19 protein-coding genes are annotated in these 20,756 nt (G+C 58.9%); 15 read left to right on the top strand and 4 right to left on the bottom strand.

The window, feature by feature from the left end; genetic code table 11:
• Positions 1-45 precede the first annotated feature (45 nt).
• The 12 genes from NKH36_RS27390 to NKH36_RS27335 all read left to right on the top strand — a co-directional run bounded on the left by NKH36_RS27390 (position 46) and on the right by NKH36_RS27335 (position 13,323).
• Complete coding sequence (locus NKH36_RS27390) at positions 46-519, top strand: hypothetical protein (RefSeq protein ID WP_352959441.1); 474 nt, start codon at positions 46-48, stop codon at positions 517-519.
• A gap of 355 nt (positions 520-874) precedes the next feature.
• Entirely contained in the window at positions 875-1,366 is a 492-nt protein-coding gene (locus NKH36_RS27385) for a hypothetical protein (protein ID WP_352959443.1), read from the top strand.
• 312 nt (positions 1,367-1,678) lie between these two features.
• Positions 1,679-2,488, top strand: a complete 810-nt coding sequence (locus tag NKH36_RS27380) for a tyrosine-protein phosphatase (protein ID WP_352959446.1) — start codon at positions 1,679-1,681, stop codon at positions 2,486-2,488.
• A gap of 47 nt (positions 2,489-2,535) precedes the next feature.
• A complete protein-coding gene (locus NKH36_RS27375) occupies positions 2,536-3,270 on the top strand; it encodes a polysaccharide biosynthesis/export family protein (RefSeq protein ID WP_352959448.1) in 735 nt (244 codons plus the stop codon).
• Positions 3,271-3,318: 48 nt separating this feature from the next.
• Positions 3,319-5,697 carry a GumC family protein gene (locus tag NKH36_RS27370; RefSeq protein ID WP_352959451.1) on the top strand — a complete coding sequence of 793 codons (2,379 nt, stop codon included), beginning with the start codon at positions 3,319-3,321 and terminating at the stop codon, positions 5,695-5,697.
• Positions 5,585-6,844, top strand: a complete 1,260-nt coding sequence (locus NKH36_RS27365) for a tetratricopeptide repeat protein (RefSeq protein ID WP_352959454.1) — start codon at positions 5,585-5,587, stop codon at positions 6,842-6,844. The genes NKH36_RS27370 and NKH36_RS27365 overlap by 113 nt, the downstream gene beginning before the upstream one ends.
• The gene (locus tag NKH36_RS27360; protein ID WP_352959457.1) at positions 6,841-8,160 is read left to right on the top strand and encodes an O-antigen ligase family protein; all 1,320 of its coding nucleotides are present in this window, start codon (positions 6,841-6,843) and stop codon (positions 8,158-8,160) included. The genes NKH36_RS27365 and NKH36_RS27360 overlap by 4 nt, the downstream gene beginning before the upstream one ends.
• Positions 8,161-8,653: 493 nt before the next feature.
• Entirely contained in the window at positions 8,654-9,559 is a 906-nt protein-coding gene (cysD, locus tag NKH36_RS27355) for a sulfate adenylyltransferase subunit CysD (protein WP_352959460.1), read from the top strand.
• A 2-nt stretch (positions 9,560-9,561) separates the two neighbouring features.
• On the top strand, positions 9,562-11,499 hold the full coding sequence (cysN, locus tag NKH36_RS27350) for a sulfate adenylyltransferase subunit CysN (RefSeq protein ID WP_352959463.1): 1,938 nt from the start codon (positions 9,562-9,564) through the stop codon (positions 11,497-11,499).
• A 10-nt stretch (positions 11,500-11,509) separates the two neighbouring features.
• Positions 11,510-12,298 carry a 3'(2'),5'-bisphosphate nucleotidase CysQ gene (gene cysQ / locus NKH36_RS27345; RefSeq protein ID WP_352959560.1) on the top strand — a complete coding sequence of 263 codons (789 nt, stop codon included), beginning with the start codon at positions 11,510-11,512 and terminating at the stop codon, positions 12,296-12,298.
• A 357-nt stretch (positions 12,299-12,655) separates the two neighbouring features.
• Positions 12,656-12,895: a type II toxin-antitoxin system VapB family antitoxin gene (locus NKH36_RS27340; RefSeq protein WP_352959466.1), complete on the top strand. Its 240-nt coding sequence runs from the start codon at positions 12,656-12,658 to the stop codon at positions 12,893-12,895.
• Positions 12,895-13,323 carry a type II toxin-antitoxin system VapC family toxin gene (locus tag NKH36_RS27335; protein WP_352959469.1) on the top strand — a complete coding sequence of 143 codons (429 nt, stop codon included), beginning with the start codon at positions 12,895-12,897 and terminating at the stop codon, positions 13,321-13,323. Before NKH36_RS27340 ends, NKH36_RS27335 begins: the two co-directional genes overlap by 1 nt.
• A 94-nt stretch (positions 13,324-13,417) precedes the next feature.
• Here the strand turns inward: NKH36_RS27335 and NKH36_RS27330 are convergent, their stop codons facing one another.
• The 4 genes from NKH36_RS27330 to NKH36_RS27315 form a co-directional block, all read right to left on the bottom strand.
• On the bottom strand, positions 13,418-14,560 hold the full coding sequence (locus NKH36_RS27330; RefSeq protein ID WP_352959472.1) for a DegT/DnrJ/EryC1/StrS family aminotransferase: 1,143 nt from the start codon (positions 14,558-14,560) through the stop codon (positions 13,418-13,420).
• 253 nt (positions 14,561-14,813) lie between these two features.
• Positions 14,814-15,737, bottom strand: a complete 924-nt coding sequence (locus tag NKH36_RS27325; protein ID WP_352959475.1) for a carbohydrate kinase family protein — start codon at positions 15,735-15,737, stop codon at positions 14,814-14,816.
• Positions 15,734-16,180 (bottom strand): RbsD/FucU family protein, encoded by a 447-nt coding sequence (locus tag NKH36_RS27320; protein ID WP_352959478.1) that lies wholly within the window; start codon positions 16,178-16,180, stop codon positions 15,734-15,736. The genes NKH36_RS27325 and NKH36_RS27320 overlap by 4 nt, the downstream gene beginning before the upstream one ends.
• 2 nt (positions 16,181-16,182) lie before the next feature.
• On the bottom strand, positions 16,183-17,406 hold the full coding sequence (locus NKH36_RS27315) for an ROK family transcriptional regulator (protein WP_352959481.1): 1,224 nt from the start codon (positions 17,404-17,406) through the stop codon (positions 16,183-16,185).
• A 271-nt stretch (positions 17,407-17,677) separates the two neighbouring features.
• Here NKH36_RS27315 and NKH36_RS27310 point away from each other — a divergent pair, with 271 nt between their 5' ends.
• The 3 genes from NKH36_RS27310 to NKH36_RS27300 all read left to right on the top strand — a co-directional run bounded on the left by NKH36_RS27310 (position 17,678) and on the right by NKH36_RS27300 (position 20,663).
• Positions 17,678-18,655 (top strand): sugar ABC transporter substrate-binding protein, encoded by a 978-nt coding sequence (locus NKH36_RS27310; RefSeq protein ID WP_502912122.1) that lies wholly within the window; start codon positions 17,678-17,680, stop codon positions 18,653-18,655.
• 158 nt (positions 18,656-18,813) lie between these two features.
• The gene (locus tag NKH36_RS27305) at positions 18,814-19,878 is read left to right on the top strand and encodes an ABC transporter permease (RefSeq protein ID WP_352959484.1); all 1,065 of its coding nucleotides are present in this window, start codon (positions 18,814-18,816) and stop codon (positions 19,876-19,878) included.
• A gap of 2 nt (positions 19,879-19,880) precedes the next feature.
• Positions 19,881-20,663, top strand: coding sequence for an ATP-binding cassette domain-containing protein (locus NKH36_RS27300; RefSeq protein WP_029355791.1), 783 nt, complete (start codon positions 19,881-19,883; stop codon positions 20,661-20,663).
• Positions 20,664-20,756: the final 93 nt, after the last annotated feature.

Below are 20,756 nucleotides of genomic sequence, written 5' to 3'. Positions count from 1 at the left end.
CGTTGGCGATAGAGATGAGTGCTTGGCCACGGAGGGAGTAGGATATTGTCGCTCACGAAAATAGGCTTGCTTGCACTTGTTGCCTTGGCGTTTGCGGTTGGCTTCTTTGCCATTATCGTGGAAAAAGGGACGCCTGTCCGTCCGCAACCCCCAAAGCCACAAGCGGCACTTGAGCCGTTTGAGGGCAAGCTTTTCGTCCAGGCAGTCGATGATCTTCGCGTCGCCGGCCGCAAGATTGTGCTGTGCGGCGTGGCGTTTACCAAGCCGCGATCCATGCGTGCCATGGTAACGGAGGCGGCGCGCCGGGATTACCAAGGGCTCGCCCTGACCTGCAAGCCGGTCGGCACGGGGACACCTTGCGACGGCAATGTCGCCTCAAAGTTTGGTGATGCCATCGTTGTGCAGTGCCTCACGTCCGATGGCATGGATTTAGCCGCGAAACTTGCCGAGAATGGCATCTTGTGCGGACAGCCCGCGCAAGCGGGTTCGACCTACAAATCTTGTTTGTCGGGCTCGTAGCTTATGGTTTCGCCAACCGCCCAGGCGTCCGTGATTCCCGCGAAATGCGACTGTCATAAAATGAAAGACAGGATGTGCGATAACGCCTGACCCTGCACGAAGGGTTGGCGCGATGGCGACTGTCAAAGGCCACCAAATGAACCTGCCTTCCGACAACTGCCAGTGGGGCCGGCAGCGAAAATGGAAGATTCAAACCTGCCAAGTGAGTGTGTCCATTGAAACACAGCGGAAACCAAAAAGTCATCTCGCAAAGGCGAAACAGGTTGGAATCAAAGCAAAAAGCTGTTACGCGCTTGTTTAATACCTTAGTGCTTGGGCGGGGCCGAGGTACGGCGGGAAAAAAGGATCGAAACGAATGAACCTTACTGTAAAAATTGCGTTGGCCGGATTTGTCGCCTCGATCGGCTTCGGCCCGGTTTCGTCTTTCGCTCAAGACGCGCCATGCACATGTACGACACCTTATCAGGCAGCAGCGAATTCGATTGGTTCCATCGCGACCGCCAATGGCGACGTAATGGTTTCGCAAGCCGCTGGCTATGGCCCGGCCAAGGCGGGAAGTGCTCTGGATTTCGGCAGCCGCGTAGTGATCGGTGCCCGGGGATCGGCTTCCGTCAATGTCGGGGGCTGCAACCTGGATGTGCCTGCGAACTCAAGCCTCGACATTTCTCGTGTCGAGAACAATATCTGCCTGAGAATGTTGGGCTCTGAGCATACGGCTCAGGTTCCCCCGGGGGACAACGACCGGTCCAACACTCCGCTCTTTATTTTTGGGGGCATGGCTGGTGCGGCTGGTATTCTTGCTGCAACGCAGGATGATGGCGACGGCAACGGCGGCGTCAGCCAATAGGCGCAGTTAAGACGATACAGCAGAGGCATGTGCCTGCCTCTGCTGTTTTATATTGGCGGCGTCTCTGTGCCTTGGCGTGCCGGCTGGGCGGTTTCATCTCGCCCGACTGGGTGGGCGCTGTGACAGGTGGGTGCGGCAACGCTGATCATTAGCTTGCACGATGACGACAACGCTGTCAGCGAATAGCTTGAATCTGGCATCTACCGCATTGCATGAACTTGACGAATGCGCCATTCGCTATCGTGCGCGTGGCGCATTTGCCTGTTATCCGGGAGAAATCGTCACGTTGCTTCAGTGCGGCCACAAACGCCAATGATCGACCTGCATTCCCACATCTTGCCCGGTCTTGATGACGGCTCGCCCAGTCTTGCTGAATCGCTGGAAATGGCGCGGCTGGCGGTGGCGGATGGAACGACGCATATGGCGTGTACGCCGCATATCGTGCCAGGCATGTACGAAAACGGATCGGCAAATATTGCCCGAGCGGTTCAAGAGTTGGAGCAGGCGCTGCGCCGCGCGGCAATACCGCTTGCTCTTTACGTTGGGGCCGACGTGCATATAGCGCCGGATCTTCCGGAGCAATTGGCGCTGGGTAGCGTGCCGACCTTGAACAGATCTCGTTATTTTCTCTTCGAACCGCCGCATCACGTTTTGCCGCCAAGAATGGAAGATCTTGCTCTGCGCCTCATAAACGCCGGGTTCATTCCGATTCTTACCCATCCTGAGCGGTTGACCTGGATCAAGGCAAATTACGACGTTGTCGAGAGGTTGAATGCAATCGGCTGCCTTGTTCAGCTTACCGCAGACTCGATTGTTGGTGCTTTTGGGCGCACGGCGCTTTACTATTCGGAAAAGCTGATTGACGAGGGCAGGGTAGATATTATCGCATCGGACACTCATGGCGCCACCCGTCGGCCGCCTGGGCTTTCGCAGGCAGTCGCCGTTGCCGCGAAGCGGTGTGGGGAAGATGAGGCCCGCAATATGGTGTTGAAACGTCCAGGCGAAATATTGGCGAACCGGCCTCTCGAGCCGGTCGGAAAGGCACGCTCGAAAAAGCCAAGCCCCGGCAATGTAGGTCGCTTTGCGGGATTGGGTCGCTTGTTGAAGGGCGGGACCGCGTGATGGGCGTTTTTCATTTCGCAAAAAGCTATTCGGGCATGATATGTGTCTTGCTCGCTTCACTCGCAATGTCTGCCTGCACCAGCACCTCGTCGACGACATCATCTTCGCCGACCTCGGTCGATGCGCTGCAACTGACATCAACGTCGTCGCTTTCGGGCGGCGGTGCTCTGCAGGTCGTAAAGGACCTGCCTGCGCCGCAAAATACGCAGAACGGCAGCGAGCAGCCTTTGTCTCCCAATGATGTGCTCGAGGTGAATGTATTCCAGGTCGACAATCTGAACAGAATCGTCCAAGTCGACGCCGGCGGGCAGATTTCGCTTCCACTTATCGGGACCGTCACCGCGGCGGGAAAGACCGTCCGCCAGCTGGAGCAGGAAATCGAATCGGCTTACGGCGCCAACTATCTGCAGTCGCCCGATGTGTCGGTTTTCGTGAAGGAATCGATCGGACAGCGCGTTACCGTCGACGGCGAAGTCACCAAGGCCGGTATCTTTCCGGTGTCGAGCAATTCTTCTCTCATCGATGCGATCGCCCTTGCCGGAGGGTTCAACAATGTTGGAGACGCGAAAAAAGTCTTTGTCTATCGCAATGTCGGCCCAAATACGTTGGTTGCAAATTACAATGTGGAGCAGATTCGCGCCGGCAAGAGCCGCAATCCACGCATCTATGGTGGCGACAAGATTGTCGTCTTCGCCTCGAAATCCAAGATAGCGCTGAACAATCTCAAGGACGCCCTCGGTGTCGCCTCGAGTGCAGCCCGAATTGGCGCGCTGGTTCCATAGATGCTTTCCGTCCAGCCAAACACAGGCAACCTAGGATAATCTAGCGCTATGCTCGATCGCAACAGGCAGCATCAAATTGCAGGCCCAGGACATGGCCAAGCCTTGTCTCCCGACCTGTATTATGACGGTGCGCAAAACTATAGCTCGTATGGCCGCGATTATTCGGAGCAGGACGAGGGCTTCAATCCGCTCAGGCTGCTGTTTTACGTTGTGCAGTATCGGTGGCTGATCGTCATGATGGCGGCAGCCGGGCTGGTTGCCGGCACCGTTGTTACCATGATGCAGACGCCAAAATATTTGGCAACAACGCAATTGGAAGTGTTGGTTCCTTCGGCCAAGGTCTTCCAGGACATTGAGGTGGTTTCTGAAAGCAGCGACCTGCGGGCCTTTCAAACTGCCCGTGAAAAGCTCAAAAGCCGTGCATTGGCGCAACGCGTGGTGTTCCAACTGGGGCTCAGCGAAAAGCCGGATTTTCTGTTTCCAACTCCGAACTTCTCGCCTAGCAATATTTTCTATCGTGCGTTCGGAATTTCAAAATCGCCTTCCATAGAAGAGAAAACCCCGGAGGAACGTGAGAAGATCGCGATCGGTCGCGTTATGAAAGACCTCACGGTCACTCTTGTCACCAACACAAGCCTGCTGTCGATTGCGTTTGCCGACCAGAACCCGAAATATGCGAGTGACATAGCCAATCAGGTCGCACAAAGCTTTATCGATCAACGCCTCGATCAGACCAGCGAGACTTCCGACCTGGCACGGCAGTTCATCCAGGAACAGGTCCTGCAGGTAAAGCAAAAGCTTCAGAAATCCGAAGAGGATCTGGTCGCTTATGCAAAGGATGTTGGCATTACGATCACCGGCGATGACAAATCGCTGATTGGGTCGAACATCGAGGCCCTGAACACCGCGCTCGCGACAGCAATCCAGGAACGTCTCGATGCCGGACGGATGGTGGACCAGATAGACAAAGGTCGCGGGTCGAGTCTTGGCCCGGTTTTGGAAAGCGAAGGTCTGCAGAAGATCACCGATAAACTGGCGGATTTGACCAGCCAGTATCAGCAGAAACTAGGCATATTGAAGCCTGGCTTTCCAGAAATGCAGCAGCTTCAGGCGCAGATCAAGGAACTGCAACGGCTTTATAACAATGGCGTTTTGACCATAACCGATTCGTTGCGGCAGAAGTACCAGGAGGCTCAGAACAAGGAGGCCGACCTTAAGTCCAAGCTTGCCGAGATGGAGAAGCAGCAGGTTATCTTCAATGACAAAAACATCAAATACACGATCCTGAAGCGCGAGGTTGATTCGAATAGGTCCCAGTATGATAATCTTATTGCCAAGCTGAACGAGGTCGGCGTCAGCTCTGAACTCAAGACACAAAGCGCGGCAATCGTCGATTTCGCGACGCAGCCTAATAATCCTTATTCTCCGCGCTTGAGCATCTATCTTGCGGTCGCTTTGGCTCTTTTCTTGGCTCTGAGTGCATCAATTATCTACATCATCGAGTTATTGAACAACACCTTTACCAATCCTGAGCAGATCGAGAAGGAGTTGGGATTGGCGATGCTTGGCATCTTGCCGCTTGTTGATGATCGGGAACTCATAGCCAGTATCACTGACCAGAAATCAGGATTGTCCGAAGCCTACCGTTCGCTTCGAACCTCGTTGCAGTTCTCCGGCGCCGAAGGTGCGCCGCGATCGCTGCTGGTCACGAGTTCGGAGCCGTCGGAAGGCAAGTCGACCACCTCGTTCAAGCTCGCGCAGGATTTTGCAGCGCTCGGTGCGAGAGTTGTTATTGTTGATGGCGATCTTCGAAAGCCCAACCTTCATCGGCTGTTTGGTCTCGACAACACAATCGGACTGAGCAATCTCCTGACGAACACTGTCCGCAAAGAGGATCTGGCAAGCATTTTCAGGGCGACGAAATATCCTAATGTGACCGTCCTGACCTCCGGAACGATCCCGCCCAACCCTGCGGACCTGCTCTCTTCGCCGAAGATGGCACTGATCGTTACCAATCTTGGCAAGCGCTTTGACCTTGTCATAATTGATGCCCCGCCGGTCGTCGGCCTTTCAGATGCCCCCATTCTCAGCCGGCTTGCCGAGGGCACATTGATGGTCATCTCCACCAATCAGGTGACACGCAAGTCGGCGAAGACAGCGTTGAAGCGTCTGCGAGCTGCCGGCGCGAACGTGGTGGGAGCTGCGATGTCGAAGTTCGCGGTGAACAAGTTCGATTACAACTACGCCTATAAGTATATGAATTACCAGTATTACGACTACGGCACGAGCACCCCGAAAATTGAGGGCAAAGTCGATGATGGAGCAGACCAGCCCGCTTTTGCGAAATCTCCGGCGTTCAGGCGTTTGGTTCGTCGCATCCGTTCTAGTGTTGGCGGCTTCGTCGATCGGGCTAAGTCGGTTTCTTGAAACTGAAACGCCGGCCGTTTCCCTCGCGCTGGATCCGTTGAACGTCAATGCCTTGATAGGCGGAATCACCGGCGACCTGAACGATACAAGCAACACTCCCGATTTCGACGCATTGCTCGCCAAGGCCGAAGGCGCGCTTCGCTTTGACGTGGCAGATGCGCGTCTCTACAGCCTGATTGGCGAGATCAAATACCGACAGGGCAAAAAAGAAGAAGCCTATGACTTCTTCGATCAAGCTCGAAAGTTATCCAAGACCGAAATCCACGCGCTCCAAAGGTCCATTGGCCACTCGATCGAGACCGGCGACCTGTCAAAGGCTGTCGGCGAGATCGATATATTGCTACGGCGATGGCCAGATCGATTTCCGGCTATCGCCGAGGGCCTGCCGACAATCCTCTCAAGCCCCGACGGATACCAGGCCGTTCTGGCAGCCATCGAGGCGGAGGCACCTTGGAGAGCAAGTCTGTTCGTCGCGCTTGGCAAAACCCCCGAGGGGCTCGATTTCGCAAACCGGCTGCTGCTCGATTTGACGGGATCAAGCGCGCCGCCAAACTCGAGCGAATTGTCCCGGGTGATCTACGAACATATTCGTCAGAAGAAATTTGAACAGGCGTATCGCTTGTTTCTTTTCAGCCTGTCTGATCAGGAACGGAAGTTGGGCGGCTACATTTTCAACAGTACCTTTGAACCGGTACCCAGTGGTAAACCTTTCGATTGGCAAGTCGGCGAGCAGTCAGGTTTGGAAGTTACCTTTGTAACATCCCAGCATGCGGTTGAAGGTGAGGGTGGTGCGACGGTTCGCTTCCTGAACACGCCCGTCAAGAACGCTTCTCTTCAGCAGTATATTGAACTCCCTCCAGGCTCGTACAAGATTTCTCTGAATGCCTCTGCAAGGAACCTGAAACTTCCAAAGGAATTATTCTGGTCGATCAGGTGCTTGGGCCCATCTGGCGAAATAGCGCGGTTCAATATTCCGGAGGGTACATACAATCGTAAGGCCCTGAGTCAGGATTTTTCGGTTGGACCGGCTGGGTGCCCCATGCAATTGTTACGGCTGGAGACGGCCGCCATTGCTGAGAGCTGGCGATTTCGCTACGTCGGAACGTTGGTAATGCACAAATTGAGCATCGAGAGACTTTCATCTTGAGCGACCGGCCATCGGAATGGGATAAATATCTCCTCGGATCGGTTCTGTTTATATCGCTGCTGATCGGCGGGGGGACTGCGAGCGGCCTCTATACGGATACGCTGATTGAGGTCGCGGCAATCATCACGGCGGCGGCTGTCTTTTCACAGACCTCTGGCCAACGAATCCCGTCTACAATTCTGTGGCTGCTTATCTTCGCTGTGGCATTGGTGATTTTACAAATCGTTCCGTTGCCTGCGACCATATTCAACGGATTGCGACCGGAGCTGTTGCTCGGAGATTCATGGCTGGCGGGACAGAGTGGATTTCGCTTCGTCAGCGTCGGAGTCGGACGGACGATCGAATGTCTGTTGTATCTGGTGGCGTCAGCCGCGTTTTTCTTGAGCGTATTGCGTTTGCGCACCGAGCAGGTTCAAGGGCTTCTGCCGTTCTTTTTTATGGGCGTTATCTGCAATGGGTTAGCGGGAGCGATTCAATATTCGCTCTCTGACGACGTCGCCATAGAGGGATTGTTGCCTTTTACGATCAACGCCGGGCTTTTTGCCAACCAGAATCATTTTGCGGCGTTGCTTTTTGTTTCTATCCCCTTCGTCGTTTATTACGGTCTGTTCCGTGGACATCTCCTGTCAGGATCGCTCGGACTGGTCTCGCTTTTGCTGCTCCTTTTGGCTGCCGGTTCGCGTGCTGGTGTTCTGATTGGGTTGGCGATTACCGTACTATCGATTGTGTTTCTTTCAACGCGTTCGAGGGTGAGTGGATTGAGCATCCTCGCGATTTTCATAGGGCTCTCGGTCTACACGATAGGCGCGTGGACTAGGATCGATGCCGAGGTGGTTGATCCGGCTTTTGGGCGAGGAGAATTTGCGCGCACCACTATTGAGGGAATCAAAGAGAATTTGGCTACTGGCGTTGGATTTGGGAATTTTCAAAAGGCCTATCAGATATATGAAAAGGAAGGGATGATTTTCAAGCAATATGTAAATCATGCCCACAACGATTACCTTGAAATAGCCTTCGAGGGCGGGGTTATTGCAATTCTACTGATGATGTCTTATTTCATATTACTTCTTGCGGGGCTTGCGAGAATCCGCCGCGATCCACTTCAAAAGGCAGCTTTCCTCTCGGTATCTTTCCTTCTAATCCATTCACTCGTCGATTATCCATTGCGGACCGCGGCGCTTGCCATAACGTTCGCCTATATGAACGCCATTATTTTCCACAAAGGATTTGCAGACCGTATGGCCCAGAAGAACGAATTGATCGAGATCGACCACAACGGTGACAAGTTGTTTGTTCCTATCGGAACTTCGGCGTAGCGCCTCTTGGGACGGCTCTGCGAGCTGCCGTTCGCGACCGTCGGGTCGCTCTCCTATATTCTAGGGGCCGGTATAGCGACTGATCATGGATTTCGAGCGCGGTAGGGTCGGGCTGCCATCAAAATCGATGCTACTCAATCCACCGCTCGTAACCGCAGGCCACCACTCGTAACCGCAGGCCACACTCGTAACCGCAGGAAAGTGTAGCCGAGTTGGCGCTGATCTCGGCCCCTCCAGGAATATTTTTCTTGGGCCACCAAGCCCATCAGCCCGTTGAGCAGGAATTTCCGGGTTCTGGTCCCCGCGTGGAAAATTCATTCCCGAACCACTCCAGGTCAGGCCTGTCCCGCATTGTTATAAACCATGGCGATCTGCTAGAACGCCTGCACGAAAATGAGATCGTCCAGAAGTGAAGCTTGAACCAGGCCGCTGAAAATTGCGCCTGATGCATCGATGCAAGGTCTGGATTGGCACGAGAGAACGCTTACAGTCCATGAACATCGCGCTTACGCACCTTCAGCGGCTCGAGGCTGAATCCATCCATGTCTTTCGCGAGGTAGCGGCGGCCTTCGCCAGGCCGGTCATGCTCTATTCGGTCGGCAAGGATTCCTCCGTGCTGATGCATCTTGCGATGAAGGCGTTTTATCCGGCCAAGCCGCCCTTTCCCTTTCTCCACGTCGACACGACCTGGAAATTCCGCGAAATGATCGCGTTTCGCGATCAGATGGCGCAGAAGCTCGGCTTCGATCTCCTTGTCCACGTCAACGCCGATGGTGTGCGTGACAACATCAATCCGTTCGACCATGGCTCAAACACCCATACGCATGTGATGAAGACGGTGGCGCTGCGGCAGGCGCTCGACAAATACGGCTTCGATGCGGCCTTCGGCGGGGCGCGGCGCGACGAGGAGAAATCGCGCGCCAAGGAGCGGATTTTCTCCTTCCGCAACGCCCAGCACGTCTGGGATCCGAAGAACCAGCGGCCGGAGATGTGGAAGATATTCAACACCCGCATCGCGACCGGTGAATCGATCCGGGTGTTTCCGTTGTCGAACTGGACCGAACTCGATATCTGGCAGTATATTCTCCAGGAAGACATCCCGATCGTGCCGCTCTATTTCGCCAAGGAGCGACCGGTCGTCGAACGCGACGGCATGCTCATTCTGAAGGATGACGACCGTATGGAACTGCGTCCCGGCGAGACGGTGGAGAACCGGCTGGTGCGGTTTCGCACGCTCGGCTGCTATCCGCTGACCGGTGCGATCGAATCCGACGCCGATACGCTGGAGGCCATTGTCGGCGAAATGCTGACGGCGCGCACCTCCGAACGGCAGGGCCGCCTGATCGACCGTGATGAAGCCGGCTCGATGGAAAAGAAGAAGCGCGAGGGGTATTTCTGAGCATGCGCCACATCACGGCCGAGAGCCTCGCGCCCACCGATGGCATTCGTGACTATCTGGCGGTGCAGGAACAAAAGTCGCTGCTGCGCTTCCTGACCTGCGGTTCGGTGGACGACGGCAAGTCGACGCTGATCGGGCGCCTGCTTTCGGATACCAAGCAGATTTTCGAGGACCAGCTTGCCGCGCTCGAGCGTGATTCGCGCAAGCACGGGACGACGGGCGACGACGTCGATTTCGCGCTGCTGGTCGATGGCCTCGAGGCCGAGCGCGAGCAGGGCATCACCATCGATGTCGCCTATCGCTTTTTCGCCACGCCGAAACGCAAGTTCATCGTTGCCGACACGCCCGGCCACGAACAGTACACGCGCAACATGGCGACGGGCGCATCGACCGCCGATCTGGCCATCGTTCTGATCGATGCCCGGCAGGGCGTGCTGCGCCAGACCAGGCGCCATTCGATCATCGCCTCGCTGCTGGGCATCCGGCACATCGTCCTGGCCGTCAACAAGATCGACCTCGTCGGCTTCGACAAGGCCGTGTTCGAACGGATCATCGAGGATTTCAGGCAGTTCTCGCACAAGCTCGGCTTCGAGACGATCGTGCCCATCCCGATGTCTGCCCGTTACGGCGACAACGTCACCAGACGCTCGGACAAGACAGAATGGTATTCCGGCCCGACGCTGATCGAACATCTGGAAACCGTGTCGGTCGATGAAGCCGTTGTCGAACTGCCGTTCCGTTTTCCGGTGCAGTATGTGAACCGCCCCAATCTCGATTTTCGCGGATTTGCCGGCACGATTGCGTCCGGCTCCGTCTCACCAGGCGACGAGGTCGTTGTCGCCAAATCCGGCAAGTCCTCTCATGTCAGGCGCATCGTCTCGCATGGCGGCGACCTGAGCCAAGCGGTGGCCGGCCAGGCCATCACTCTTGTCCTCGACGACGAGGTAGAGGTCTCGCGCGGCAATATGCTGGTGTCGCCGTCGGCGCGGCCGCAGGTCGCCGATCAGTTCGCCGCCAACATCGTCTGGTTCGACGAGCACGCGCTGCTGCCGGGCCGCTCCTATATCCTGCGGACCGAGACCGATCAGACCAGCGCAACCGTCACCGACCTGAAATACCGCGTCAACGTCAACGACTTTGCTCATGAGGCGGCCAAGTCGCTCGAAATGAACGAGGTCGGCATCTGCAACATCTCGACGCGGGCGCCGATCGCCTTCGATACGTTCGCCGAGAACCGCACGACCGGCGCCTTCATCCTGATCGACCGCATCACCAACGCCACGGTCGGCGCCGGCATGATCCTGCATTCGCTGCGCCGCGCCGAAAACATCCACTGGCAATCGCTCGATGTCGGCAAACACGGCCGCGCCGATCTGAAGAACCAGCGGCCCGCAGTGTTCTGGTTCACCGGGCTCTCGGGTTCGGGCAAGTCGACCATCGCCAATCTTTTCGAGAAGAAGCTGTTCGCCACCGGCCGCCATACCTACATCCTGGATGGCGACAATGTCCGCCACGGCCTCAATCGCGATCTTGGCTTCACCGACGCCGACCGCGTCGAAAACATTCGCCGCGTGGCCGAAGTGGCGCGGCTGATGGCCGATGCCGGGCTGATCGTAATCGTTTCCTTCATTTCGCCATTCAGCGCCGAGCGGCGCATGGCCAGGGAATTGATGGCCAATGGTGAGTTCGTCGAGGTGTTTGTCGACACACCTTTTGAGGAATGCGCCAGACGCGATCCGAAGGGCCTCTATGCGCGGGCTTTGAATGGCGAAATCAAGAATTTCACCGGCGTCGATTCGCCGTATGAAGCCCCGGAAAACCCCGAAATCCATCTCGAGACACTCGGCAAGTCTGCCGAGGAGATGGTAGAGGCCCTGGAACTCTGGCTGAACGAGCGCGACATTGCCGAAAACCAATACGATAGCGGCGGCGGTATCTGACGACGAATTGATGCTCGGCACGTTCGAGCGCCTTGCTCTGGCGGCGGGGCGAGAGGTGATGCGCGTCTTCGAGGCCGGCTGCGCGGTCGACCAGAAATCAGACAGCTCGCCGGTGACCGAGGCCGATCGCGAGAGCGAAAAGATCATTCTCACTGGGTTGCGCGCGGCTTTCCCCGATATCCCTTGCGTGGCTGAGGAAGAGGCATCGGCCGGCATCGTACCGCCCGACCTCGACGACGCCTTCTTCCTGGTGGATCCGCTCGACGGCACCAAGGAATTCGTCAACCGCAGGACCGACTTCACCGTCAACATTGCGCTCGTTCGCCACGGCGTGCCGGAGATCGGTGTCGTCTTTGCGCCATGCACCGGACGCTTCTTTTCCGGCCGACCGGGCAGGGCGGAAGCAATCGAAGTCAATGGCGACTACCAGATCATCGGCCGTCGGCCGATTTCGGCCAGGACCGGTGTGGCGCCACTGACCATCGTCGCTAGCCGGTCCCACAACACGCCCGAGACCGAAGCCTATATCCGTACGGTAGGCGCCGCCGAGATCGTCTCGGTCGGCTCGTCGCTCAAATTCTGTCTTGTCGCCGGCGCCGAGGCCGACGTCTATCCGCGCTTCGGCCGTACCATGGAATGGGATACCGCGGCCGGCGATGCGGTGCTGCGCGCCGCCGGCGGCATGACGCGCACGCTTGACGGCAAACCGCTGGCCTACGGCAAGCGCCAGCAGAGCGATGACGAGGACTTCGCAAATCCGCATTTCATCGCCAGCGGGAAGCCAGTCGGGCCAATCTGATGACTATGGCGTCGCTGGCGCTGCAGGGCGTGGATCGCCGTGCGAAACATAAATCCGGCTGAAACCGCGCGCGTCACGATCCCCGCCTCGGTCGTGGCATCTGGCGCACAGAAACGATTTCGTCCAAAACATCGTCGCTCGAGTCAAAATACATGAACCGGCCACGGCTCAAATCCAAGAGCGTCATGATGGGGAATATACGGTTTTGTGGGGCAATCAGACGTGGCCCCAAGAACAGGTTCTTCTTTGGGTACGTTCCCATCATCCGCCGCACCAAAACCTTATGCTCTCCTGGTGGGCCGTTGCCATCACGTATTGACGTTTCTATATGTACGTCTACACGTAGGAGAATTCGCCATGCCGCTCAACATTCGCAGTGAAGAGGTAAACGTGCTTGCCGCAAAGTTGGCGGCGCGCACACGCTTGAACAAAACGGCTGCCGTGAAGCTGGCCCTGGAAAATGAACTGCGCCGTGCCGAGGAGGCGATCCCTCTGTGGGAGCGGCTGAAGCCTTTGCGCGCGAAAATTGCGGCCTATCCGGACACCGGCCTTGCGGCAGACAGGGCGTTTTTCGACGACCTCAGCGGTGACTACTGATGTTCGTCGATGCGTCGGCAATCATCGCAATTATGACGGAAGAGCCTGAGGCCGAGGACCTTGCGGCGGCGCTCGATGCCGCGCGCTCGCCGCGGCCGATCACGTCGGTCGTGGCTGTATGGGAAGCGACTGTTGGGCTGTTTCGCAAAAAGCCCATTCCCATGGCAGAAGCTGAAGCGCGAGTGCAGGAGTTCCTTGAAGCGGCTGGGGTCGAGGTTCTGGCGATTTCGAGCCGTGAGTTGACCGCTGCGCTGCAAGCCTTCGATCGCTATGGGCGGCACCGCTATCCGGACGCTGAACGCAATAGTGCGCTCAATCTTGCCGACTGCTTCCATTATGCCACCGCGAAATCCTACCAGGCGCCGATCCTGACCATAGATGCGGGATTTGCGCTTACCGATGTCGCGACAGTGGGCTCCAAGACCTGAGATCCCTGAGGGGCGGCTTCCGCCATGCGCTGGTGCCGCGATTGGCGTACTGCTGTAGAGCATACCGGGCTCGACCGTGATCGCACGTGAGGCTCTACGCCGCGGCGGTGTGCGCCGAATTCGAGCCAATGTAGTTGCGAACCGTCTCGATGATCCGGTCCTGGTCGGCCTCGCTAAGATAGGGGTGCATGGGCAGGCAGAGGATGCGCTTCGGCAGTTCCTCCGAAACGGTAAGACCCGTCGGCGTGCGCGGATAGTCGCGGTAGGCGATCTGGCTGTGCAGCGGCTTCACGTAATAGATGACCGACGGGATGCCCTTTTCCCCGAGATGTGCTTTTAGCCCGTCGCGCTTCGGCGTCTCGATGGCATATTGCGCCCAGGCCGAGCGGCCGCCGTCCAGGTTGCGCGCCGCCTTGACGATGTCGCCGAGGCCTTCGGCATACCGATTGGCGACCGCTTGCCGGGCAACCATCTCGTCTTCGAGAATGGCCAGCTTCTCGATCAGGATCGCTGCCTGCAACGTATCGAGCCGCGAATTGATGCCGACACGGACATTGTCATATTGGGTTTCGCCCTTGCCGTGGAAGGCGAACGAGCGAAGTTGCTCGGCCAGCGCATCGTCATTGGTGAACATCGCGCCGCCGTCACCATAGCAGCCGAGCGGTTTTGCCGGGTAGAAGCTGGTCGAGCCGACCGCGCCGAACGAACCTAACATCTTGCCGCCGATCGAGCCGCCGATGGCCTGGGCGGCATCTTCGATCACCATCAGCCCTTCGCGGTTGGCGATTGCCATGATCGCCTCGTAATCGGCAGCGAGCCCGAACAGGTCGACGGGAATGATCGCCCTTGGCTTCAGGCGGCCTTCCGCCTTGATCATGGCGATGGCCGCCTCGAGGCTGGCGATGTCGATGTTGTAGGTCTGGGGATCGACATCGACGAAAACCGGCTCTGCCTTGGCCAGCGCCACCACTTCCGCCGTGGCGGCGAAGGTGAAGCTTGGCACGAACACCGCGTCACCTGGGCCGATGCCGGCCGCAAACAGCGGCAGCAGCAGTGCGTCGGTGCCGTTGGCGCAGGCGATGACATGCTTGGTGCCGATATAGGCGGCGAGCTTGTTTTCGAATTCGGTGACCTCAGGTCCGAGAATATAGCGCCCCTCGTCGACCACGCGGTCGATTGCCGCCTTCAGTCTGTCGCGGATTCGTTCGCGCTGCGCGCCTAGATCGATGAACTGCATGTCGGCCTCAAAATGTTCCAGCCAGAGAATGGCCGCTGGTAGCAGAGTTGCGCCAGCCGAGAAAGCTGGACGAACAAACCCACGAATTGCTCAAATGTCGCAGCCTGTTACCTCTCAGTCCGACAGGTCCCCGTCAGACGCCGGGAATCCAGGGCTTTGTTGCACACCACACGGCCTTTGTGGCGCTCGCGCCCAGCTGGGCGAAACATAAAGTGATTGATGTCCAGCGCGTCTTCAGCGCATGGCCGTCCAATCAGGCGATTTCATGCCGCCAGGGCGGATTTGCGCCGGCCCGCGACACGGTTACCGCCGCAGCCTTGGCGCCAAGCGCCAGCGCCTTGTGGATGGCGTCTTCCGGCAGATTGGCGATCGCCTCCTTCGACAGCAGGCCTTGCTCGTGCAGCGAGGCCAGGATGCCGGCGTTGAACGTGTCGCCAGCGCCGACCGTATCGACCACCTCGACCTTGTCCGGCACGACCGTGACCTTGTGATCCCTGGCGTAGCCGACAGCGCCTTCGCTGCCATGGGTAACGACGATCAGGGTCGGGCCGCGATCCAGCCAGTTGCGGACGACGTCCTCGTGCGAGCCGGCTTCGCCGAACCAGTTGAGGTCCTCGTCCGACAGCTTCACGATGTCGGCCATGGCCATCATCGAGCGGATGCGCCTGAGATGCTTGGCTTTGTCCGGGATGAAATTGGGCCGGATGTTGGGGTCGAGCATCATGACGCGGCGACTGTGCTCGCGCCGCATGAATTCCTCATAAGCCGATCCGGCCGGCTCCGAGATCAGGCTGATGGCGCCGAACAGCATGGTTTCGATCTCGCTGCCGAGCTTTGGCAGATCATCGCTGGTCAGCATGCGTCCCGCCGTGTTTTCATCGTAGAACGTGTAGGTCGCCTGACCGTTGTCCAGCCGCACGAAAGCAAGCGTGGTCGGCCGGGGCGATGTGTGCGCATAGGTGGAACTGACCCTGCTTGCCCCGAGCGCGTCCCTGAGCTGGCCTCCGAACAAATCCGACGACAGACCGGAAAAGAAACCGGCGGGAGCTCCCAGCCGGCCGAGCGCAATGGCGGTATTGAAGACCGCGCCACCGACATAGGGGGCAAAGGCCGGCTCGCCCGCCGTCGTGGTGCGTGGCAGCATGTCGATCAGGGCTTCGCCGCAACAGAGGATCATGATTTCCTGTTCTCCGGCGGATAGATCACACCCTTGCGGATGATGATGTTGGCGTAGAGCCGCGGCTCGCTTGTCGCGACGATCGCGTGCGCGGACCTGACCCGTTGATAGAAGTCGGCGCCGGCAAGCGCAACCACTTTGCGGCCCGGAGCACGCTTGGCGCAGATCGCCTCCATCTCGTGATGAACGGGATCGGCAAGGAGGGGATCACCTTTGACCGAGGCGCGAAACAGCGCCTCCGGCACTGCGTCATCGACAGGCAATACGCTGAGGATGGCGTCGAGCATCGGAAGAAGATGATGACCGTCGGCGCGAATGAGCCGTTGTGCCTGCTCTTTCGCCGGGTAGTTGCCGTCGACAAGGGCGATCTCGTCGCCATGACCCATGGCACGCAGCGTCGCCAGCAGCTCCGGACCGAGCAGCACCGGGATTCCGATCAGCATGCTCAGGCACTCCTGGAAATCATGGTCGAGCCAATAAGGAAGCGCTCGGACAGCGGCAGGCTGGCGCCGCCCAGGGCACGTGCATGAATGCCGACAGTCCCCTCGCGAATGGCCGGAAGCTTCAGGCCTTCACCGTCGATCTTGCCGATGGCTTCGACAACGGCATCGACCAGTCGGCGCCGCACGGCCTTTGGCATCCAGCCGTCGATCACCGCCGCCTCGAAGTCGATAACCGATGACGCCGCGACGACGGCATAGGCGAGCGCCTGCGAGGCGCAGGCGATCCAGTCATCGAGCTCGACGCCGATTTCGCCCCAATCCTCCGGTGACGTCCACAGATGCGAGGCCTCGACGCCGCGCGCGTTGAGCGCCTTTTCCAGCATGGCGATCGACGCCACGTCGATCAATTGGGTCGGCTTGCCGTCCGGTCCAGGCACCGGCATCGAACCCAGCGCGCCGGCATTGCCGGTCGGTCCGCCGAAAAGGTGACCGTTCAGCACGATGCCGCCGCCGGCGAAGGCACCGATATAGAAATAGACGAAGTCGCGCGCCGCACCCGCCTTGCCGAACACCAGTTCGGCGCCGCAAGCCGAGGTGGCGTCATTTTGCAGGTAGACCGGGAATTCGCACTGCGCCTGGATGTCGGCGCGGATGTCGCGGTGGCGCCATTCGTCCATGACGTCGCGCGGCGCACCTGCCGTGTCGGCCCAGTTCCACAATTCGAACGGCATGGCGATGCCAAGTCCGGCAATGCGCTTGTCCTGTGCCGGGGTGAGTTCGCCGCGCATCGTTTTCATGCCGGAGGTGACGAACTCGACCGTCTCGCGCGGCGCCGGATAGCGGTAGGAATGCTGCAGCATCGAGCGGACATTGCCGAGAAAATCGATCAGCACGAGTTCGGCGCTGCGACGGCCGATCTTCAGGCCGATGAAATAGGCGCCATCGGGATTGAGCGCCATCGGAATGGAAGGTTGGCCGATCTTGCCGCGCAGCGGCGCCTGGCGGACAAGAAGGTTATCCTCCTCGAGCTCACGCATGATAACCGAAACTGTCTGAGCAGAAAGTCCGGTCATGCGCGCAATGTCGGACTTGGCCAGGCTGCCGTGCTGGCGCACCAGCGACAGCACCAGCCGCTCATTGTGGTCCCGCATGCCACTCTGGTTGGTGCCGCGGTGAATGCGGCTTTCGGCCTCGGGCGAACCGTGCCTTGTAGTGCCGGTCTCCACCCCGTTCCTCCCGTCGCTTCCCCTCAATGCTTTTGGGTCAGAATGAGTGAACGATGCAACGCTGTCAATAATAAATAAGAGTGATTTAATTATTGACAGGAACCCCGGTCTGGTATTGTGTTGGGGCAGGCGTCCACGCTGGGAGAAGTCGCTGGATGCTTCGTGCAGATGCCGGTTGGCCGGCATCCGAAATGGTTCCACTGGGAGGAAAATCGTGACCAAGACAGCACTATTGAAGTCCACCGTTTTTGCCGCGGCCGGACTGGGTCTGATGGCGTTCACCTCGGCTGCGTCCGCCGCCGACGTCGGCGCCTGCCTGATCACCAAGACTGACACCAACCCGTTTTTCGTCAAGATGAAGGAAGGCGCGGCCGCCAAGGCTAAAGAACTCGGCGTCGACCTCAAAGCCTACGCCGGCAAGATCGACGGCGACAGCGAAAGCCAGGTGGCGGCGATCGAAAGCTGCATCGCCGATGGCGCCAAGGGCATCCTGATCACCGCGTCCGACACCAAGGGCATTGTCCCGGCGGTGAAGAAGGCACGTGACGCCGGCCTGCTCGTGATCGCGCTCGACACGCCGCTTGATCCGCTCGACGCCGCCGATGCGACCTTCGCGACGGACAATCTGGAGGCCGGCAAGCTGATCGGCGCGTGGGCCGCCGCGACGCTCGGCGATAAGGCGAAGGATGCCAAGATCGGCTTCCTCGACCTGACACCCTCGCAGCCGACGGTGGACGTGTTGCGCGACCAGGGCTTCATGATGGGCTATGGCATCGACGTGAAGGATCCCAACAAGATCGGCGACGAGGACGATCCGCGCATCGTCGGCCACGATGTCACGAACGGCAATGAGGAAGGCGGCCGCAAGGCGATGGAGAACCTTCTCCAGAAGGACCCCGGCATCAACGTCATCCATACCATCAACGAGCCGGCAGCCGTCGGCGCCTACCAGGCGCTCAAGGCAGTGGGCCTCGAAGGCAACGTGCTGATCGTATCGGTTGACGGCGGCTGCCCCGGCGTGAAGTCGGTCGCCGAGGGTGTAATCGGTGCGACCTCACAGCAATATCCGCTGCAGATGGCGGCGCTCGGCATCGAAGCGATCGCCGCTTTCGCCAAGGACGGGACGAAGCCCAAGCCGACCGAAGGCAAGGATTTCTTCGACACCGGCGTCAATCTCGTGACCGACAAGCCGGCAGCCGGTGTGAAGTCCATCGACACCGTGGAAGGCCTCGCCAAGTGCTGGGGCTGATGCCGGTCTGACAGGCAACAGACCGAAGCGGTCAGGGGCTTGATCCCCGGCCGCTTCGGGTGGACGATGCGGTAGTCGCAAGCGCGAACAATTCCGGCGGCAGATCGGGAATGGTTGGACGGGCGTCGGCGCGTGGCTGAAGCCTCATGGGAGGAAACATGTCTCAGGTTCAGGAATTCGAAAAGGCTCTCGCGAACAGCGAGACAAGCGTTGCCGCTTTTGACGAGCACGGCACGTCGCTCGTCAAGCGCATCCAGCATTTCCTGCATTCCACTCCGGCTGCGGTGCCGCTGATCGTGCTGGTTCTGTCGATCGCTGTCTTCGGCGTCACCATCGGAGGACGGTTCTTTTCGTCCTATACGCTGACGCTGATCCTGCAGCAGATCGCCATCGTCGGTATTCTCGGAGCCGCGCAGACGCTGGTCATCCTGACAGCCGGCATCGACCTGTCAATCGGCGTGATCATGGTGATATCGGCCGTGATCATGGGCAATTGCGCCGTCACCTACGGTCTGCCGACCTTGCTTGCCGTGGTGATCGGGCTTGGCGCCGGCGCGGCCTGCGGGCTGCTCAACGGGCTGCTGGTCGCCTACATGAAGCTGCCGCCGTTCATCGTCACGCTCGGCACCTGGAACATCGTCATGGCCACGAACTTCATCTATTCGGCCAATGAGACGATCCGCGACGCCGACGTCGACGTCCAGGCGCCGCTGCTGCATCTGTTTGGCCTGAACTTCAGGATCGGCACGGCGGTGCTGACATTTGGCGTCATTGCCATGGTCGTGCTGGTGCTGATCCTCTGGTACGTGCTCAATCACACGGCCTGGGGCCGCCATGTCTACGCTGTCGGCGACGATCCGGAGGCGGCCAAGCTGTCGGGCATCCAGACCAAGAAGGTGCTGATCTCGGTCTACACCCTTGCCGGGCTGATCGCCGCTTTCGCTGCCTGGGTCTCCATCGGCCGCAACGGCTCGATCTCGCCGTCCGCCGCCGTCACCGACTACAATTTGCAGGCGATCACCGCGACGGTGATCGGCGGTATTTCCCTCTTCGGCGGACGCGGCTCGATTCTGGGCACGTTGTTCGGCGCGATGATCGTCGGCGTCGTCTCGATGGGCCTCAACATGCTGGGCGCCGATCCGCAATGGAAAGTGCTGCTCACCGGTGTGCTGATCATCGGCGCCGTAGCGATCGACCAGTGGATCAGAAAGGTTTCGGTGTAACCATGACCCAGGAGCCCATCCTCACCGCGCGCGGCCTCGTCAAGCGGTACGGCCGCGTTACCGCACTGAACAGCTGCGACTTCGATCTCTATCCGGGAGAAATCCTGGCCGTGATCGGCGACAACGGCGCCGGCAAGTCGACGCTGATCAAGGCGATCTCGGGCGCCGTCATTCCGGACGAGGGGATCATCGAGTTGGACGGCAAGCAGGTGCTCTTCAAGTCGCCCATCGAAGCCCGAGAAGCCGGCATCGAAACTGTGTACCAGAACCTCGCGCTGTCGCCGGCGCTTTCGATCGCCGACAATATGTTCCTCGGTCGCGAGATCCGCAAACCGGGTTTTCTGGGCGACTGGCTGCGCATGCTCGACCGCCCGGCAATGGAAAAGCGCGCCCGCGACAAACTCACCGAACTTGGCCTGATGACCATCCAGAATATCAGCCAGGCCGTGGAAACGCTCTCGGGTGGCCAACGCCAGGGCGTGGCGGTGGCGCGCGCTGCCGCGTTCGGCTCGAAGATGGTCATCATGGATGAGCCGACGGCGGCGTTAGGCGTCAAGGAGAGCCGCCGCGTGCTCGAACTGATCCTCGACGTGAAGAAGCGCGGCCTGCCGATCGTGCTGATCTCGCACAACATGCCGCATGTCTTCGAGGTTGCCGACCGCATTCACATCCATCGCCTGGGCCGTCGCCTCTGTGTCATCGATCCCAAGCAATATACGATGTCCGACGCCGTCGCCTTCATGACTGGAGCGAAGCTTCCGCCGGAGGCGGCGCTGGCGGCCTGATGCATGTCGCCCAAAAGTGCGCAGCGGTTTTTGGAATAACGACATGCATCAAAGAGAAATACATGTCGCCCAAAAGTGCATGGCGGTTTGGGA

This window comes from Mesorhizobium sp. M1312 (assembly GCF_040318115.1).
Lineage (GTDB): Bacteria > Pseudomonadota > Alphaproteobacteria > Rhizobiales > Rhizobiaceae > Mesorhizobium.
This window is presented reverse-complemented; position numbering and strand designations above follow the sequence as displayed.